This is a genomic window from Vibrio sp. 10N.261.52.C11 (assembly GCF_041471405.1).
Taxonomy (GTDB): Bacteria; Pseudomonadota; Gammaproteobacteria; order Enterobacterales; family Vibrionaceae; genus Vibrio; species Vibrio crassostreae_C.
Genome location: NZ_JBFROI010000023.1, coordinates 51,938 through 70,449, shown reverse-complemented (window position 1 = coordinate 70,449; position 18,512 = coordinate 51,938). Strand labels below are relative to the sequence as shown.

General features: G+C 42.8%; 13 protein-coding genes and 1 pseudogene. 12 read left to right on the top strand and 2 right to left on the bottom strand.

All coding sequences use genetic code 11. The features are described from left to right. The first annotated feature begins 141 nt into the window (after positions 1-141). From AB4323_RS09325 to AB4323_RS09310, 4 genes are all read left to right on the top strand, one after another. On the top strand, positions 142-1,914 hold the full coding sequence (locus tag AB4323_RS09325; RefSeq protein ID WP_065583619.1) for a sodium:solute symporter family transporter: 1,773 nt from the start codon (positions 142-144) through the stop codon (positions 1,912-1,914). Between the two features lie 67 nt (positions 1,915-1,981). Next, positions 1,982-3,163 (top strand): mannonate dehydratase, encoded by a 1,182-nt coding sequence (uxuA, locus tag AB4323_RS09320; RefSeq protein ID WP_065583620.1) that lies wholly within the window; start codon positions 1,982-1,984, stop codon positions 3,161-3,163. 142 nt (positions 3,164-3,305) lie between these two features. Next, entirely contained in the window at positions 3,306-3,848 is a 543-nt protein-coding gene (locus AB4323_RS09315; protein ID WP_065101257.1) for an acyltransferase, read from the top strand. Between the two features lie 11 nt (positions 3,849-3,859). Then, positions 3,860-6,139: a heparinase II/III family protein gene (locus AB4323_RS09310; RefSeq protein WP_372152230.1), complete on the top strand. Its 2,280-nt coding sequence runs from the start codon at positions 3,860-3,862 to the stop codon at positions 6,137-6,139. Positions 6,140-6,176: 37 nt separating this feature from the next. Here the strand turns inward: AB4323_RS09310 and AB4323_RS09305 are convergent, their stop codons facing one another. Beyond that, positions 6,177-6,935, bottom strand: coding sequence for an FCD domain-containing protein (locus AB4323_RS09305; RefSeq protein WP_083190198.1), 759 nt, complete (start codon positions 6,933-6,935; stop codon positions 6,177-6,179). 414 nt (positions 6,936-7,349) lie between these two features. On the opposite strand from AB4323_RS09305, the gene AB4323_RS09300 reads away from it, so the two are divergent. The 4 genes from AB4323_RS09300 (at position 7,350) to AB4323_RS09285 (ending at position 14,402) form a co-directional block, all read left to right on the top strand. Continuing rightward, positions 7,350-8,348 (top strand): DHH family phosphoesterase, encoded by a 999-nt coding sequence (locus AB4323_RS09300; protein WP_372152227.1) that lies wholly within the window; start codon positions 7,350-7,352, stop codon positions 8,346-8,348. A gap of 487 nt (positions 8,349-8,835) precedes the next feature. Continuing rightward, positions 8,836-11,025: an immunoglobulin-like domain-containing protein gene (locus AB4323_RS09295; RefSeq protein ID WP_372124866.1), complete on the top strand. Its 2,190-nt coding sequence runs from the start codon at positions 8,836-8,838 to the stop codon at positions 11,023-11,025. A 229-nt stretch (positions 11,026-11,254) separates the two neighbouring features. Then, complete coding sequence (locus AB4323_RS09290; RefSeq protein WP_372055872.1) at positions 11,255-12,175, top strand: LysR family transcriptional regulator; 921 nt, start codon at positions 11,255-11,257, stop codon at positions 12,173-12,175. Positions 12,176-12,356: 181 nt separating this feature from the next. After that, entirely contained in the window at positions 12,357-14,402 is a 2,046-nt protein-coding gene (locus AB4323_RS09285; protein ID WP_372122215.1) for a TonB-dependent receptor domain-containing protein, read from the top strand. A gap of 129 nt (positions 14,403-14,531) precedes the next feature. Here AB4323_RS09285 and AB4323_RS09280 read toward each other — a convergent pair whose 3' ends face one another. Then, on the bottom strand, positions 14,532-15,275 hold the full coding sequence (locus tag AB4323_RS09280) for a class I SAM-dependent methyltransferase (protein WP_029235856.1): 744 nt from the start codon (positions 15,273-15,275) through the stop codon (positions 14,532-14,534). Between the two features lie 459 nt (positions 15,276-15,734). Here AB4323_RS09280 and AB4323_RS09275 point away from each other — a divergent pair, with 459 nt between their 5' ends. The 4 genes and pseudogenes from AB4323_RS09275 to sbcD all read left to right on the top strand — a co-directional run bounded on the left by AB4323_RS09275 (position 15,735) and on the right by sbcD (position 18,508). Next, positions 15,735-16,259, top strand: coding sequence for a GNAT family N-acetyltransferase (locus AB4323_RS09275; RefSeq protein WP_017066999.1), 525 nt, complete (start codon positions 15,735-15,737; stop codon positions 16,257-16,259). Positions 16,260-16,273: 14 nt separating this feature from the next. Continuing rightward, positions 16,274-16,870, top strand: a complete 597-nt coding sequence (locus tag AB4323_RS09270) for a LysE/ArgO family amino acid transporter (protein ID WP_017059193.1) — start codon at positions 16,274-16,276, stop codon at positions 16,868-16,870. 13 nt (positions 16,871-16,883) lie between these two features. Continuing rightward, positions 16,884-17,041 (top strand): annotated as a pseudogene (locus AB4323_RS09265) (porin family protein); the annotation flags it as partial. Between the two features lie 213 nt (positions 17,042-17,254). Further along, a complete protein-coding gene (gene sbcD, locus AB4323_RS09260; RefSeq protein WP_017059194.1) occupies positions 17,255-18,508 on the top strand; it encodes an exonuclease subunit SbcD in 1,254 nt (417 codons plus the stop codon). The last annotated feature ends 4 nt before the right edge of the window (positions 18,509-18,512 follow it).

Here is an 18,512-nt window from a genome sequence, read left to right as displayed (position 1 = left end):
AAACGGCATATCATCAGAGATTTATTTTTTTGTGAGAAGTGTCAACCAATTGGTAGACCAATTTTGACAGCCAATATCTAGGGGCGATATAAAAGAAAGCGAAAGGTGTTTAGTTTTTAAATATCACGGTTAGGGATCATTATGAATATCGATATACTTATAGTTATAGGCTACTTCGTTTTCCTCCTCGGAGTAGGTTGGATGTTTCGATCAGCAACGTCATCGACAAGTGATTACTTTAGGGGGGGAGGCAAAATGTTGTGGTGGATGGTTGGGTCCACAGCATTTCTTCAAGCACTGAGTGCTATGACGTTTACTGGCGTAATGGGAAAAGCTCTTGATGTTGGCTTATCCATCTCTGTTATCTTTTTTGCGAATGCTCTTGGTTACTTTTGTAACTACTTATTCTTTGCTGCAAGAGCTCGACAGATGCGAGTTATCAGTCCAATCCAAGGCATTCGCAAACGTTTTGGTCCTGTTAGCGAGCAAGTTGTAACGTGGGCGACGGTACCGTCGAGTGTACTTCAGGCTGCGCTATGGCTGAATGCATTAGCGATCTTTGCAAGTGCGGTATTTAATATCCCAATTGAAACAACGATAGTTGCTGCGGGTATGGTTGTACTTCTTATGTCTCTGGTCGGCGGAAGTTGGGCTGTAGTTGCATCAGACTTTATACAGATGATCATCATTACTGTTGTTACCTTCATAGCGACAATCGTAGCGATATACAAATCTGGTGGTGTAGCACCAATCCTAGAAGCGGGTTTGCCTGATCAAGGGTTTGTTGGAGAAGGGTATAGCTATACTTACTTATTTGTTGGCTGGTTTATCTGTATTTTCATCAAACAGTTCTTCAGTACAAACAATATGATTGATTCTTACCGCTATATTGCAGCAAAAGATACTAATAATGCACGTAAAGCTGCAATCCTAGCGTGTTGTCTAATGGCGTTTGGACCTTTCATTTGGTTCCTTCCTGCTTGGTATGTAAGCGGAAATTACCCAGATATGTCTACATGGGGCCTCGATGTTCTAGGCAAAGATATTTCTAATGCCACTTATTTTGTCTTCGTTCGTAACGAGATGCCCGTTGGGATGGTTGGCTTGATGATGTCAGCTATGTTTGCTGCAACCATGTCGTCAATGGACTCTGCATTAAATAGAAATGCCGGCATATTCATTAAAAACGTTTATGAACCTTACATGGCAAAAGACAAATCAGATAAATCGATCTTGTTTGCAAGTAAAGTTTCTACCGTGGTATTCGGCTTGTTGATTATTGTTTGTGGCTTGTTCATGAGCAAACTGCAAGATTTTGGTCTATTTGATGCACTTATGATGGTGAGTACGCTTGTCGCGTTCCCTGTGCTTATTCCGTCACTGCTTTGTTTCTTTATCAAGAAGACTCCAGATTGGTCATGTTGGGCAACCATTGCCGTAGGCGCTTGTGTTTCAGCCGTTATTGCTTCAACAAATGCACCAATGATCGAAAGCCTGTTTAATTTATCTGAACCATTGTCTAGTCGTGAATTCGCTGAAATGAAATCGATAACCATGGGCGTAACAGGGCACATTATTATCACAGGTGGTTTCTTCTTGCTGACTCAACTTTTCTATAAAGAGCCAACAGGTAAGCGTGCTGAAGAAATCGCAGAGTTCTTTAGTAATGCAGAAACTCCAGTAATTGTAGAAGATTCGCCTCAAAGCTTCGAAGCTGATAGACAACAGTACATTTTACTTGGTCGAGTGTTATTGGCGACAAGTGCAGCGCTTCTCCTATTAACGCTGATACCAAACCCTATGTGGGGAAGAATGTTATTTGTATTAATGGCAGCGATTGTCGGGTTTATATCTTGGCTATTACTACGAGCTGGTAAGTTAAATGATGTAAAACTAAAAGCTTACACTGTCTAATTAAATAAAATATCAGATGAAGCCTTAATAAGGCTTCATCAAAAAAATTAATAATAGGTAATAACTTATGAAGCAAACTTGGCGATGGTATGGTCCAAATGATATTGTAACGCTTAATGATATTCGTCAGGCTGGGGCAACAGGAATCGTAACGGCATTACATCATATTAAGAATGGTGAAATATGGTCTAAAGAAGAAATACTAAAACGTAAAAAGTTAATAGAAGAAAATTCACTTACATGGGAAGTTGTCGAAAGTATCCCTGTTCATGAAGAGATCAAGACTCAAACTGGAAATTTCATTCAATGGATAGAGCACTATAAGCAATCTATTATCAATTTATCTGAATGCGGAGTTGATACAGTTTGCTATAACTTTATGCCAGTTCTTGATTGGACGAGAACAGATTTAGAGTATGTACTCCCAGATGGCTCAAAAGCATTAAGGTTTGACCATATTGACTTTGCTGTTTTTGAGCTATGCATACTAGAACGAGAAGGTGCACATGAAGAGTATTCAAAAGAAGACATTGCACTTGCTCGAACTCGTTTTTCTAACATGCCTGATGACAAAATTGCACAGCTAACATCGAATATCATCGCTGGTCTACCAGGTGCGGAAGAAGGCTATACTCTTCAGCAGTTTAGAGAGCAACTGGATCAGTACCAACACATTGACGGCAATAAGTTACGTGAAAATTTAGTTTACTTCCTAAACGAAATTACCCCAGTGTGTGAAGAGTACGGCGTGAAGTTGGCCATTCACCCTGATGATCCACCACGCCCAATTCTTGGTTTACCGCGAGTGGTATCTACGATTGAAGATATCGAATTCTTGACGCATCGTGTACCGAGCAAAATGAACGGTATTACTATGTGTACCGGGTCTTATGGCGTGCGAGACGATAACGATCTTGTGAAGATGATTGAAACTTTTGGTGATCGAATTTATTTCACGCATCTGCGTTCAACAAAGCGCGAAGAAGAACCCGGCAACTTCCATGAAGCAGCTCATCTCAATGGTGATGTTGATATGTATGAAGTGATATTTGCACTTCTTAAAGAAGAAAATCGTCGTACTAATAATGGACAAAGTGATTTAATTCCAATGCGGCCTGATCATGGTCACCAAATTATTGACGACTTAAATAAAAAAACAAACCCAGGGTATTCTTGCATAGGCCGTTTAAAAGGCTTAGCTGAGATTCGTGGTGTCGAGTATGCATTGACTCGGTCTCATTTTAATTAATGTGTTTTCAATTCGATATTGGGTTTTTAAATTAAGCTAACCCAGGGATATTATCGGATTAGCTTATTTAGTGTCAGTGAAAATATTGATAATCAATAAGGGAAGTCGTTACTGTTACTTCCCTTTATTTATAGGTGATGATATGTCGGTTCAACAAAAATTTGGCGGTGAACTTTCGGATGAGGAATTTAGAAAATTCACCCTATATACAACACAAAGTAATAATAAACATGATGACGAGTCGAGAGCTCAAATCTTAGGCTTCACCAACAATAATGTTCGAGTTGCTCCAGGAGCTATCGTTCGCATTGGTGAAAACCAAATCGGAACACGAAGTTATATAGGCCTATACAGCTACATTAATGGTGATGTGGAGGTTGGTGAAGACGTTTTGGTAGGGCCACATGTTTCTGTCGTTGCGTCTAATCATTTATTTGACCCGACTTCAGAGAGCTTTAGTGGTCGTAGTGATTTGGAAAGCGGAAAGGTCACAATCGCAAAGGGTGTTTGGTTGACATCTGGTGTTGTTGTCACTCCAGGAGTGAGCATCGGTAAATGTTCATTGATTTGTGCTAATTCGGTAGTGACATCCGATGTGCCCCCATATTCGATTTTTGCAGGGACCCCAGCGAAGCAAATTGGTCATATTGATGCAGAGACAGGGCAATATCATTGGTCGAAATAGAGGAGTAACACATGCTACAACTAGAAAGAACGCATGATTTCCAAATTTTTTTGTCGCCTTGTAACGAAATTTCCTCAGTCAATCCCCCAAGTTTCAATTGGCCTCAAGGAGAGTATGGTTCTGCATATAACATCGAACTTGAAGACAAAGACGGTGAGCAAAAATGGGATTGGAAATCGGTGCAGTCTCCTTTACAACCGACATTTCAGTTACCTCAAGGTAGCTATCGCTGGAGAGTGACTTGCCTCAATACTCTAGCAAAATCTGATTGGATTGTTTTTGAAATCACGACGGAGTCAGAAAACTACTTGGCACCGGACGCTATGTCACTATTCTCACTGTGTACTAATAAAGACCAGTTTATGATGTATCTCGATGAAGATATTGACGCAGTCAGCAATGCTTCATTAAGTGCAAGAGACAAGTTACGCAATAGTGTTGAACTAACTGATATAGATGACATTTTATATTCTAATCATTATCGCCGTGGTAATGAAGAAGGGAAGCGTACAGCTATCGCTAACGTAAGACGTTGGATTGATCGCGATCTTATCGCACTAACATTACTATATAAGGTGTGGGGTGATGAGATGGCAGGACATAAGGCATGCCAAATTTTATTGCGCTTATCCGAGTGGAGCCCTGAAGGCCCGGCGTCACTGTTAAGGCCTTGTACGTGGGGAGATGAAATTGGCCTGTCAATGACGCGAAATTTGTATCTTGCCTATCATTGGTTGTCTCCATTGCTGACGACCGACGAGTGTTCATTCGTCAGGCCGCTCTTAATTCGATATGCCTATCAAATGGAAGAGCGCTTAGAGCAAGATAAGTTTAAACAGTACCCGGGACATTCACATACATCGCGTTTGCCTGCTTACTTAGGCGTTGCTGCCCTTGTGTTACACAAAGAGTTTGAACTTAAAACTTGTGAACGTTGGCTTAATTACGCCTTAATGATTTACCGAGGTGTGTTGCCTTTCTATGGCGGAAAAGATGGCAGTTGGGTTGAGGGGCCTTTTTATTCTTCTTCCTATACCAAGTGGCACCATCCGTTTTTCTTGTCGGTTGAGCGTTTAAGTGGCTTTTCTTTCTATAATCACCCGTTTTATAAGAATTACGTTAAGTTTGCTTTGGACTTTGTGGCGAATAACGATCGAATTCATCCCTTTGGTGATGGCTTCTGGTGCAAGAGAGAAGGTAAAGAGTGGCCTGGTTTCTTTGCGCAAAATCCACTCAGAATATATGCACCACGGTATGGTTGTACGAAGTCGATATTAGAGTCCAAGAAGTTAGAGTCCAATATTGAGACTTACAAGCTCCATTTATTAGATATAGTACCGACGTATCCGCAGTTACAATTTGAAAAATCGGGTCAACATTCAACCGTTTCTAATACGTTAATGACTTCAAATGAGGCGTTTGTTTCTGACGAGACTGCTCTGTGTGTGAGCCCTGCGTCGAACAACATTTACTATTCATACGCAGGGTTAGGTAAAACTGCCCATAGTAAAATGTCGGTGTACTACCGAGCAAGTAAGTTTGGTAATAGTTCTCATCGCCATGCTGATCAAGGGAATGTTGCACTAGTCGATGATGGCGTTAATGTTCTTACTCCGAGTGGCAGTTATGGCTATAGGTTTGGTAGCAAACATCATAGTTTATGGACTCGAACTACGCAGGCGCATAATTTACCCTTATTTGGTGGTGTCAATTTAGACGATAGCGTTACCAACGCGACTGAAGGTCAGAAGATAGATTGCGCAACAGCTCAAGCAACAGTAATCACTCGAATTGATAGCAATGAGTTTCAATGTGTCGTTCTAGATCTCGCGAATGCTTATGAGAGTTGTGAGTCGTTTGTGCGAACAATAATACAAGTTGCAGATAACGGGGTCGTTATTGTCGACAACATTAGGCTATCTGAACCCAAATCGATGCAATGGCGAGCCCATACCCCGCTCGAAGTTGTTATTAAGGGGGGGAGTGTTGATTTGTACCATGAACAAGAAACTTATTATCTTGGAATGATGAGTGATCCTTCTTGTGTAGTTAAGTTAACAAGTGAAATTGATGACGGTGATGGTTTCAAAGGGAATGTTGAATCTGACGCTCAGAAAGATATTAAACATCTAGAATGGTTCATAGAAGAACAGCAGCAACATCAAGTGGTTATGAGTTGCTTAAAACAACCAATAGATTACGTGTTAACTGACGAAAATACTTTGATACTTGCCCATGCGGGCCAGTCTTTTAAGCTCAATGTAGAAACTGGTGAGGAGATCACTCCGTAAAAATCAGGTGACATAAGTATTTTATGTCACCAATTTTCTAAAGATTGTCTTTTGATGTCGCGATAGCGGGAATGGAGTTAAACAGATAACCATCAAAATTAGGGTCGGTAAAATCAGAAAGCTCTAAAAGCCTAATCTTCACATGTTCTAGATGTTGCCACATCGCTTGCTTGGCTTCGATTGGGTTCTTGCGTCTCATTGCTAGCAAAATAGCAGCATGATCATCTAGCCACTCTTTCCTATAGTCTTGGATCTCGATATGTGTATGCAGTATCTTCCACATAGGGCTAGACTCACGACGTTCCCACGATTCCTTTAGAATATCGACCAGCACAGAATTCTGTGTCGCTTCGGCAATACACTGATGGAACATTCTGTCACCAACCGGATTTTGGACATTGTTTTCAATTTCGCGGCGCTCAATTTCTAGAGCTTCACGCATTTTTTCGATATCAGCAGGGGTTGCTTGTGTTGCAGCAAACTCAGCAATACTGCTTTCCAATAACTGTCTTGCTTGAAGCATTTCAAAAGGACCTACATCTTCATTTTGTGCCACTGTTGATGTAGTCGGTAAGTTAACGATGTACACTCCCGAGCCTTTCTTTACTTCAACGAGTCCCTCAAGTTCCAGCATGATGATTGCTTCTCTAACCACAGCTCTGCTCACGGATAGACGCTCAGCAATATCTCGCTCGGGCGGTAAACGACTTCCAATCGGGTAAAGACCATCAGATAGTTCTTTTCTCAAGATAAGACCGAGGGTTTGATAAGGGCGTTTGGGTTCGAAGTTGATCATGGAAATGCAGTGTACCTTTGGATCTGTGGTTTGAATTGAAAGTTTTCGCTAACTCGAAAGTCATTTTAAACGCTTATAAATGTCAATTCGAGTAAAAACCTAACTAATCCAACTCTAATTGTATCAAAGCGTAACGGTTCGTTGTGGTCACTTTTATGTACATGAACAAAAGGTTATCAACTTCGATATTAAACTTTCAAAAGCCATACAAGGAACGCGCTCATAGTTTTGAAGTGAGATTAAGCGTATTTCGTATAATCTTGAGTTTTTGATCAATAGCACAAGCCGTGAATAACCGCTATGTTCAATAGAGTTATATCACCTAACAAGTTGATATTGATAATAAACAACGGTGCTTGTAAAAATACAGATATAAACTTCAAGCCTAATCTGATTGAGAGTAAAAGGAACAACATGCACTACGACGTATTCAACGGAGACGCAGATGGCATAATCGCGTTGTTACAGCTGCGATTAAGTGAGCCAAGAGAGAGCGTGCTCATTACTGGTGTTAAGCGTGATATTAAGTTGGTCTCTCAAGTTGTTACTCAAACTATGGAGTCGGGTAAGCAAGGTGATGTTTCTTCCGTTACCGTTTTAGATGTATCGATGGAGAAAAACCTGCCTGCACTGCACTCACTGCTAGACGCAAACATCAATGTATTTTATTGCGATCACCACCGAACAGGGGATGTCCCAACTTCTAGTCATTTAGATACTCTGATTGATACCGCGCCAGAGAGCTGCACGAGCTTGCTGATTAACCAGAAGCTGAATGGTGCGCATGTGGCTTGGGCAATCGCAGCTGCCTTTGGCGACAATCTAAAAACGGTGGCGGCGCGGCTAGCGGATGAAAATGGATTCGCTCAATCTCAAAAAGAGTTTCTAGAAGAGCTAGGTACCTTGGTTAACTACAACGGTTACGGTTCGTCACTGAGTGATTTGCATTTCACGCCAGCTGAGCTCTACAAAACCCTTTATCAATACCCGAATCCGTTTGATCTTTTGGATGATAAAGACTCTGTGTTTTATCGACTGCGAGCTGCTTATCAAAATGATTGCCAGCAGTTATCAAACCTTGCTCCTGTTTATGAAAGTGAAGTCGCACGTGTGTTTGAACTACCAGGCGAGACTTGGGCAAGGCGCATCAGTGGCGTATTTGGTAATGAAATCGTTAATCAAGATCCAAACCGAGCGCAAGCAGTATTAACGAAAAACCAAGACGGCGAGTCTTACACGGTGAGCTTACGTGCGCCATTATCAAATAGAACGGGTGCAGACGAAATTTGCTCAAGTTTTGCGACTGGCGGAGGAAGAAAAGCAGCGGCTGGAATTAATCAACTTAATGAACTTGATAAGGTGAATTTTATTTCACTATTGGATGCATATTATTCATCTGGCACTGACGGTTAACTGAAAAACTCCCGACGTATACATTCAAAATCCTACAAATTCTTGCTCCTATATTCCGTTATACGTGTGTATTGCTAGCACATGTATGATGGCTATATCCAGGCTGTTTTAGTGATATCACTCGCAATGGTATCTGGTCTTAGGTCAGTAATTACGGCGTATTTGGGGTGATTTTTGCCGATTTAAAGTTTATTTTTTCCTATCGGTGATTTTTTATATTTTTGGTTAATTATCTTAGTGAATTAAGGTTGATTAAATATTTATATGGTCAATGCATTCAGCCGAAAATAACAGTTTTTAGCATTTCAATTTGAATGAAAAGTCAAAATCATATTGATTCTGATATTCAATCTGTGACTTAAAATCACAAGTTAAATCAAAGGTCATCTTTTCCTAAAAATTCCATTACTTTTCTATAAATATTCATGATTACAATGAATTGGTTCGGTTGTGATTGGCACAGCTGTTAAGTAAGGAAGTGGGACTAATGTTGAAACGTAAAGCTCTACAATTAGCAGTATCGCTCGGCATGGCGGCAATGTCTGGCGCTGTTTATGCGAATGGTTCAGATATGACGAATCCAGACTCTGGCGTGGTGGTTGGCTATTGGCATAACTGGTGTGACGGTGGCGGCTACCAAGGTGGTAATGCGCCATGTGTGACGCTGGATGAAGTGAACCCAATGTACAACATCGTGAATGTGTCATTCATGAAGGTCTACGATGTGGCTGATGGTCGAATCCCAACTTTTAAACTGGACCCAACCATTGGGCTTTCAGAAGAACAATTTATTGACCAAATCTCGGAACTCAACAAGCAAGGTCGCTCTGTGCTGTTGGCTTTAGGTGGTGCGGATGCACACGTAGAGCTAGAAACCGGTGATGAAAGAGCCTTTGCTGATGAGATTATCCGTCTAACTGAGCGTTACGGTTTCGATGGCCTAGATATCGACCTTGAACAAGCAGCCGTAACCGCAGCAAACAATCAAACCGTGATTCCTGATGCTCTTAAGTTGGTAAAAGACCACTACCGTGCTGAAGGTAAAAACTTCCTTATTACTATGGCGCCTGAGTTCCCGTATCTCACGACAGGCGGTAAGTACGTTCCTTATATCGATAATCTAGAAGGCTATTACGACTGGATTAACCCACAATTCTACAACCAAGGTGGCGATGGTATCTGGGTTGAAGGCGTGGGTTGGATTGCTCAAAACAACGATGCGTTAAAAGAAGAGTTCATCTACTACATTTCTGATTCTCTTATCAACGGAACGCGTGGTTTCCACAAGATCCCACATGACAAGCTGGTGTTTGGTATTCCTTCAAGCATCGATGCTGCAGCAACCGGTTTTGTACAAGAGCCACAAGATTTATACGACGCATTTGATAGCCTAACGGCGCAAGGTCAACCGCTACGTGGTGTAATGACTTGGTCTATTAACTGGGACATGGGCACCAACAAAAACGGCCAACAATACAACGAGCAGTTCATTAAAGACTACGGCCCGTTTGTACACGGTCAGGTAACGCCACCACCAGTCGAGGGCGAGCCCGTTCTTAAAGGTGTCGAAAATACGCGTGTTCTTCACGGCACAACGTTTGATCCTATGGATGGCGTGACGGCAACAGACAAAGAAGACGGCGATCTAACGTCATCAATCGATGTTGAAGGTTACGTTGAAACCAGTGTTATTGGCACTTACGTTTTGACTTACCGAGTGAAAGACAGCGATAACAACGAAACCACTAAAGCGAGAACGGTAGAGGTTTACAGCCAGAAGCCAGTATTTAATGGCGTATCTGACACAACAGTTGTGTTGGGAACTGCGTTTGATGCAATGGCAGGCGTGACGGCGAATGATGCAGAAGATGGCGACCTGACAAGCACCATCACACACACTGGCAGTGTCGATGTAAATGAAATCGGCAACTACACACTTGTGTATAGCGTAACAGACAGCGCGAACCAAACTGTAACCGCTGACCGTAAGGTATCTGTAACTGATGGTTCTAACTGTGCTGCTGCATGGGATGCCGACACCGTTTATGTTGAAGGTGACCAAGTATCTCATGACGGTTCAACGTGGGGAGCAGGGTGGTACACTCGCGGCGAAGAACCTGGAACGACAGGTGAGTGGGGCGTTTGGAGAAAAGTTTCAGATTCTTCTTGTGGTGGTAACCCAGATCCGGGCGATGACTTAGAGCTTGCTGTTTCAGGGCTTCAATCAGAATATGCGCCAGATAACGGCAATGTTCGTTTAGATCTAACACTGACATCAAATGAAGCGTTAGATGTTACCGCTATGGTGATCAACAGTGCAGGTACTGTGGTTGAGCAAACTAAGGTTAACGTAACGGACAGCCGCGCCATTACCATCGACTTATACGATGTAGCGGAAGGGCAATATGGACTTGAAGTGGTCGGTAAAGCATCTGACGGTGAAATGGTGATGGTAAACGATTCGTTCGCTGTTAAAGACGGTGGTGGTACAACACCTCCTCCAGGTGATTATCCTCCATATGAAGCGGGCACCAACTACGCAGCGGGTGACATTGTGGTCGGCAGCGATAATGGCTTGTACGAATGTAAGCCTTGGCCATACACGGCATGGTGTGCAAGCGCGTCTTACGCTCCAGCAGATAGCCAATACTGGCAAGATGCTTGGACAAAGCTGTAGTCTGATAGCTCAACGCTAGCAATATAAAGTAGACGATCAAAGAGAGGCCATTGTACCTCTCTTTTTTATGTTTAAACAGTTCTGACTTAGAGCTTTAAAACCCACTTAACCTTAAACTCTGCTCTGCATATTGCTCTAGATCAAAATAGGAGTGATTATCAATTGTATTACATGTTAAGAAATAGCACTATGCGCACATTGAATTTTATATATTGTTAATATTTGCATAATGAATCTTGCTCAAGTCGACCTCAATCTACTCGTTATTCTTAAACACCTTCTTGAAGAGAAGCACGTTTCCAACACGGCATTGGCGCTGGATATGAGCCAACCTACGGTGAGCCGATCTCTGCAAAAACTGCGTACCGTTTTCAATGATGATCTATTGGTGCGAGCGGCTTATGGCTATGAGTTAACGCCAAAAGCAGAAGCCATTAAGCAAGATCTCAATTCGGTACTGACACGTTTAGAAAAGCTGTTACATGGCGATGTATTCGAACCGCAAAGCAGTGACAGTACGGTTCGCTTCTTTGGTTTAGTGCCTAATGTCGCGCACTTGCTGCCCAAGGTAGTTGCGGAGATACGTCAACAAGCGCCAAACATGACTGTTGATATCGACTCGATTCCTAAACGACACTTTGAGCCTCTGTTATCCGGTGATGCGCACTTTGTGTTGTCGACCCACGAGCCGTTAAGTTCAGAGCAAAATTTGTATCGAATGTTCGTGATTAGCCGCGATTACCGTTTGCTGATGAGTAAAAAACATCCTTTGGCGGACAAAGAGATCACGGTTGATGACTTGTTGAATAGCCAACTTGGTCAAATCTCACTGCAAGGGGATAAGAAGCTCTCGATCGAAAGTCGATTTAAAGATCTTGGCTTGATTGATAAGCAGCGCCAGCTGTCCATTCCAATTCAGCTTTCCAATTTTAACGTCGCGCCGGATATGGCAGAAGCAACCGACATCATCTTTCATTTACCGACACCTTTTGCTCAACAAGCCGCTACGCAAAGAGATCTTGTTTGTAAACGCGTGCCTAAAGCGTTGCGCCACCCATCAGAAGACGTCTACTTATACTGGCATAAGCGCTTTCATAACGACCCGATGTGTCGCTGGGTTCGCAATATATTCAAAGAGCTTTATACATAATCCATCTGCAGGGTGAATGAAAATTACGAATACCTATCAAGTTGGATATAGATCTCTTTCATTATTTGAATGGTGAATAACGAGAATCGATTTTTGGTATGAAACTTTCGTTGATAAGAGTGGTAGTTGGTTGTTTAATGCAAACCATTATCATTACCAATCACATATAAGAATGAATATCATGTCTGAGAGATCTCTTTTGATTCGCAAACCTCTTTTGGTTCGTAAACCCCTTTCGATCGCAGTCGCTGTTATTTGTACCTCACTTTCAGCTAACGTGTTGGCGCAAGAAGAAGCGCAAGCAACAGATGAGCAAATGGTTGTTACGGCAACTCGTACCGAGATGGCACTAAAACAAGCGCCAGCTTCAATGTCGGTTATCACCGCGCAAGACATTGAAGACAGCCCTGGTATTACCTTGGCGGACATCGTTGCAGAATCAACGAGTGTAGAGTCTGATTTTGATAGCACACGTGCTGGCCGTCAGATGATCTCTATTCGTGGTATGGATTCAGATTACACTCTTATCATGGTGAACGGTCGTCGTTTAAGCTCTGCAAGTGCCATCATCCGTGGTAACGACTTTGACCTATCAACGATTCCTGCTGATTCGATCGAACGTGTTGAAATAATCCGTGGCCCAATGTCTGCACTTTACGGTTCAGATGGTATGGGCGGTACAATCAACATCATCACTAAGGCTCCAGAAAACGATTGGAGCTCTACACTGAGCATGGACACTTCATCTCCACTTGATGGTGATGGAGGGGAAGAGTATTCGATGGGCTTCACGACATCTGGTGCGTTGATTGAAGACGAGTTGTTTGCTCGCCTATCTGTTAACCAAACTAGCCGTAACGCTTGGCAACCATATTCTGGTACACACAGCTTTGGTTACGATCGTTCAGATGTAACAGCTCTAGAAGAACGTGACACGTTAAGCTTACTTGCAAGCCTGACATGGAATGCGACAGATAACCAAACCATCGATTTCGATTTTGGCTACAGTGATGATGAACGTGAGTCATCTGCGGAAAACGTATCATCTGTGATTGAGTCTGACACACGTGTTGTACGTCAGAGCCAAGCGATCACACATAGTGGTTTTTGGAGCTGGGGTGACACGCAAGTACGTTATTCACGTGAAAATGTGACAGATAATGATGCTGCGGACTCAGATACTAACTATAGCAGTGACATCGAAGAGCTGACTCAAATTGTTGAAGCTTCGGCGACCACTTATCTTGGTGATAGTCACACCGTAACGTTTGGTATGGACTACCAGTTGAGTGAATTAACCAACAAAGAAAACTTAGTCAATGGTACATCTGAAGCTTATCAAGGTGCGTTATTTGTTCAAGACCAATGGTTAATGACGGATCAACTAACGGCAACCATTGGTGGTCGTTTAGATAAGCATGAACTGTACGGTGAAGAGTTCAGCCCACGTGTGTACTTGGTTCATCAAACAACGAATGACCTGATCATCAAGGGTGGTGTGGGTAAAGCATTTAAAGCACCAACATTGACTCAAAATCAGACAGACTACACAGTTAATAGCTGTAAAGGCGTATGTGATTTACATGGTAATGAAGATCTTAAGCCCGAAACCAGCTTGAACTATGAGATCGCTGCGATTTATAGCCAACCTCGTTGGAATGTTGAAGGTGCCTTATTCCGAAATGAAATCAACGACCTAATTGATCGTGATGAAACCTATTGTGAGAACGGCGGAGTGTTTGAATCGGGTAAAGGTTGCGCTGATAGTTCAAGCTCAACTGGCTATGTGAATGGTAAGCGTACTTATACAAACGTATCAGAGGCTGTAGTTCAAGGTGCTGAGCTTACAGGCCAATTCCAAATTACTGATGAATGGGGTGTGTCTGGTAATTACACATTCTTAGACACTGAAGATAAGTCTACTGGTGACGAATTACTTGAGCGTTACAAGCATTCGGGTTTAGTTAAACTGAACTGGAGCCCAACTTACGATCTAAGTACTTTCGTGAGTGCGCGTTACCGTGGTGAACGTCAGATCGAAAGCGATCTAACTCAAGACGCTTACACAACGCTGAACCTAGGTGCTGTCTACAACGTGAATGCTTCAGTACGACTACGTGCAGGTATCACGAACTTAACTGACGAAGCTGTATCACAAGAGCTAGAGAGCATGGGCTATGTTGAAGAGCCACGTACTTACTACGTAGGTATGACAGCGGACTTCTAATTTAGAGTTTAGTAACTGATAGCTTGATACAAAAGAACCCACACTGGCTGATGCTCTAAAAGGAGAATGGCGAGTGTGGGTTCTTTTTTGATCTATAGATTTGGTTTAATTTGCCGTTTATCTATTAATCTAGATTTTGACACATGTGATCAGCGCATTACCGGACTGAGTATCCCAAGGAATCAGCTTGTCGTAATCGTGCTCGAAGATATTAACCTCGAAGTAGGGCTTCAATATCTCGATTAACTCTTTAAACGAGAATGCCACCATTGGGTGTTCATCATTCCACACTTGAGTTTCACCAGCAGTCGTCTTTTCGATGCTAAGCTTTAGCGCTTGCTTATCACCCTGACCAGAGTAATACCAACCAGAACGGAACGTGAAATCGTCTTTGTCTTGGTTTGTTGTGTGTCTAACAAACAGGTCGTTGCTGATCTTGTCTTTATCAACCACGTTAAAACAGAAAATACCTTCTGGCTTTAACGCACGATGCACACTTTCAATACACTCTTTAAGCTTCTCAAGGCCATCGTTGTAATGGATGGAATACAGGAAGCAAGTGATAAGATCGAGTGGTTCCGTGACCTCAAAGTTACTCATGTTTTGTACTGAGAACTTGGCTTCCGGGCAGCGAACTTCTGCGATATCTAACATCGGCTTGTTAAGATCTAGGCCACCGCTTTGGTAACCGAAATCAATAAAATGACGAACGTGTGGGCCAGTGCCACAAGCTAAGTCGAGGTGTGTTTTTCCTTCATTTCCAAAGATTTGATGGAGTCTACGTACGCAGTTACTTTGCGCTTGGTAGTCAATATCTACACACATTAAATCATAGTAACCGGATAGGTCGGTATAGAGTGCGTTGGCGGACATATTTGCCTGCAGCATAAGCTGAAAAATTAGGGTGGCGCATCATATACCGAAATTGGAAAATCGCAATCAAATATTCGATCAATGAAAGCGTTTTATTTTCTAACTTATGGTCGTTTTAAATGAGACCGTTTAAAGGGATGTTTAAGCTGCCAACAACATCAGTACGCGTGTCATCGCTATTCACTTTGTCCTGACTACTTATTCGTTAACTAAAACAGGTGTTGCTCCCTCAATGCAGCGACCATACGGGCTTTGCGGAACGCTTTTATCACGAGACGAGATAGGAAAAATATGGTATCTAGGTAAACCCAGTGTGACATTTATAATTTTATGATTAATCGTTAATTTTACTGATTCAAACCGAGTTCTTGAAAAGGAAACAATTCAGGAAAGTGGGCTGTTGATAAAAACCAAATCACTCAAGCTAAATAAGCGAACTAAACAAGGAGAGTTGAAACAATGACATCAGCAATAAATGCACAGGGTTCAATGGAAAATAGAACAGCATTGGAAAGCAGTGCTTCAATAGAAATTAAGGTGGATGACTTGTCGGGTGGGGAAGTCATTGAATTACTTGAAGAGCACCTCGCTGATATGTACGCCACTTCGCCAGCCGAAAGCGTTCATGCACTGGATCTAGATGGGCTCAAGTCACCAGAGATTACTTTTTTCAGTGCTTGGAAAGACAGCCAACTACTTGGGTGTGTTGCCATTAAAGAGCTAAATACCCAACACGCTGAACTCAAATCGATGAGAACCTCACAGTTTGCTCGAAAGTCAGGTGTTGCCAGCCAACTTTTACAACACGTATTAGATACAGCGGCCATTCGCCAGTATCAAACAATCAGCTTAGAGACTGGCTCAGAAGACTACTTTAAGGCCGCACGTAACCTGTATGAAAAGTTTGGCTTTGGATACTGTGAACCCTTTGCTGATTATGTGTTGGATCCGCACAGCCAGTTTATGCGTATTGAGTTGCGTTAAGAGGCTAGCCTTAGATGTCGACTTACTTTGCAGGTTTCTCCCTTGGCCTTTCGCTGATTCTTGCGATTGGCTCTCAAAATGCGTTTGTTTTAAAGCAAGGGCTTAAGAACCAACACGTATTGGCAGTTTGTGCTGTATGTGCCATTTCTGACGCCTTACTGATTAGCTTTGGCGTGACGGGCTTTGGCGCAATCGTTAAACAGTTCCCACAAATTGAGCAGTTCGCCCGTTATGGTGGCGCTATCTTTTTGGGTGTCTATTCATTCTTAAGCTTCCGATCAGCATTTACCGAAAACCACGCCTTAGAAGCCACGGCAGAAACTAAAGACTCATTAACCAAAGCGATTGCGATGTGTTTGGCGTTCACTTGGCTTAACCCGCATGTGTATTTGGATACTGTGGTATTGCTGGGGTCTATCTCAACTCAATATCAACCGGATCAAATGTTGTTTGGCGCTGGGGCGGTATCGGCGTCATTCGTGTTCTTCTTTTCACTTGGATATGGCGCTCGCTTCTTGGCTCCAATGTTTAAGAACCCGAGAGCGTGGAAGGTGTTGGAATTTGTCGTTGGCGTGATCATGGCATCTATTGCAATATCTTTGATTGTCTAGCTGCGCGTAATTAGGCTTCCATTTTGGTATAGGTGTTGAATACACGCCAGTAGAAAGCCTAACCTTACGTTTAATCTCACAAGCAGATGCAGTAAATATCGAATTCTTCGGCCCGAAAGCCGTGATGTAGCGTTTAGCACAGTAACTCTGGGCGCTTCGTACAATTTTTGACGACCTCTGTGAAATAGCTTAAAGCTAAAGCTATGGACACCTAAAACCGCTCTAACGTTGAGCGGTTTTTTTATGTCAAAAATAACGATTGGTCACGCTATGGGCGGAGTTGGTCCAAAGCCTGAAATTAGTTGGTTTTCACAAGCTTATAAAAGGGAATTATCTCGACTATTTTGGTAGATTAAAGGTATTACCGACTTCCAGTGAGCAGCAATGAAGATTCTTCACACGTCCGATTGGCACCTTGGCCAAAACTTCTACAATAAAAGCCGTAAGAATGAACATGAACGGTTTTTACAATGGTTACTTGAGCAAGTTACAGAGCACGACATCGACGCGATCATTGTTGCTGGCGACATTTTCGATACCAGTACACCGCCGAGTTACGCTCGTGAGATGTATAACAAGTTTGTGGTCGATTCGAACAAGATCGGTTGCCAGTTGGTGTTATTAGGTGGTAACCATGACTCGGTGTCTGTGTTGAAGGAGACACAGCAATTACTGAAGTACATGGGCGCAGACGTAATTCCGAACACCAATGAAGATCATGCGACTCAGGTTGTCGAACTAAAAGGTAAGAACGGCGATGTAGAAGCGCTGGTTTGTGCCATTCCTTTTATTCGCCCTCGCGATGTGTTGATGAGCCAGGCGGGTGTCACTGGCGTTGAGCGTCAGAAGCAACTCGGCGATGCAATCAAACAGCATTATCAAAGTGTTTATGATGCGGCGGTTGCTAAGCGCGCGACGTTTGCAAACAGCGAGCACATGCCGATCATCGCTACCGGCCACTTAACTGCGATGGGTGTTCAACAATCGGATTCGGTACGTGATATCTATGTCGGCAACCTTGATGGTTTTGCCGCTGATGGCTTCCCAGACGCAGACTATATTGCACTTGGTCATATCCACCGCCCACAAGTGGTGGCAAAGCGTGAATACATTCGTTATTCAGGCTCTCCAATCCCACTAAGTTTTGATGAACTTAAGTCTCAAAAACAAGTGTGTGTGGTTGAGTTTGTTGAAGGTGAGCGCACCATTTCTCAACTGCCTGTTCCCACATTCCAACCTCTAGCTGAAATCAAAGGCGACTTGAGCGAGATCGAATCTCAGCTTAACCAATACATAGGTTTAGATAGCGACCAAAGCGTATGGTTATCGATAGAAGTGCAAGCGCAAGATTACTTGTCGGATCTACAAGAACGTATGCGCGCACTGACCGAAGGATTGAATGTGGAAGTACTTCAACTGCGCCGAGCAAGAGAGCGTCGTAATCAAGCATTAGAGCAAGAGTCGGCAGAGACCTTATCTGAACTGAGCCCGATGGACGTGTTTACGAAGCGTATTGCCTTAGAAGAGTTTGAAACCGATTCTGAAAAAGCGCGTTTAGAGCGCATGACGGTGAAGTTCAAACAAGTGATGGTCGAAGTGTCTGAAAGCGCTCAAGCGCCCAATAAAGTAGAAGAGTAATCGT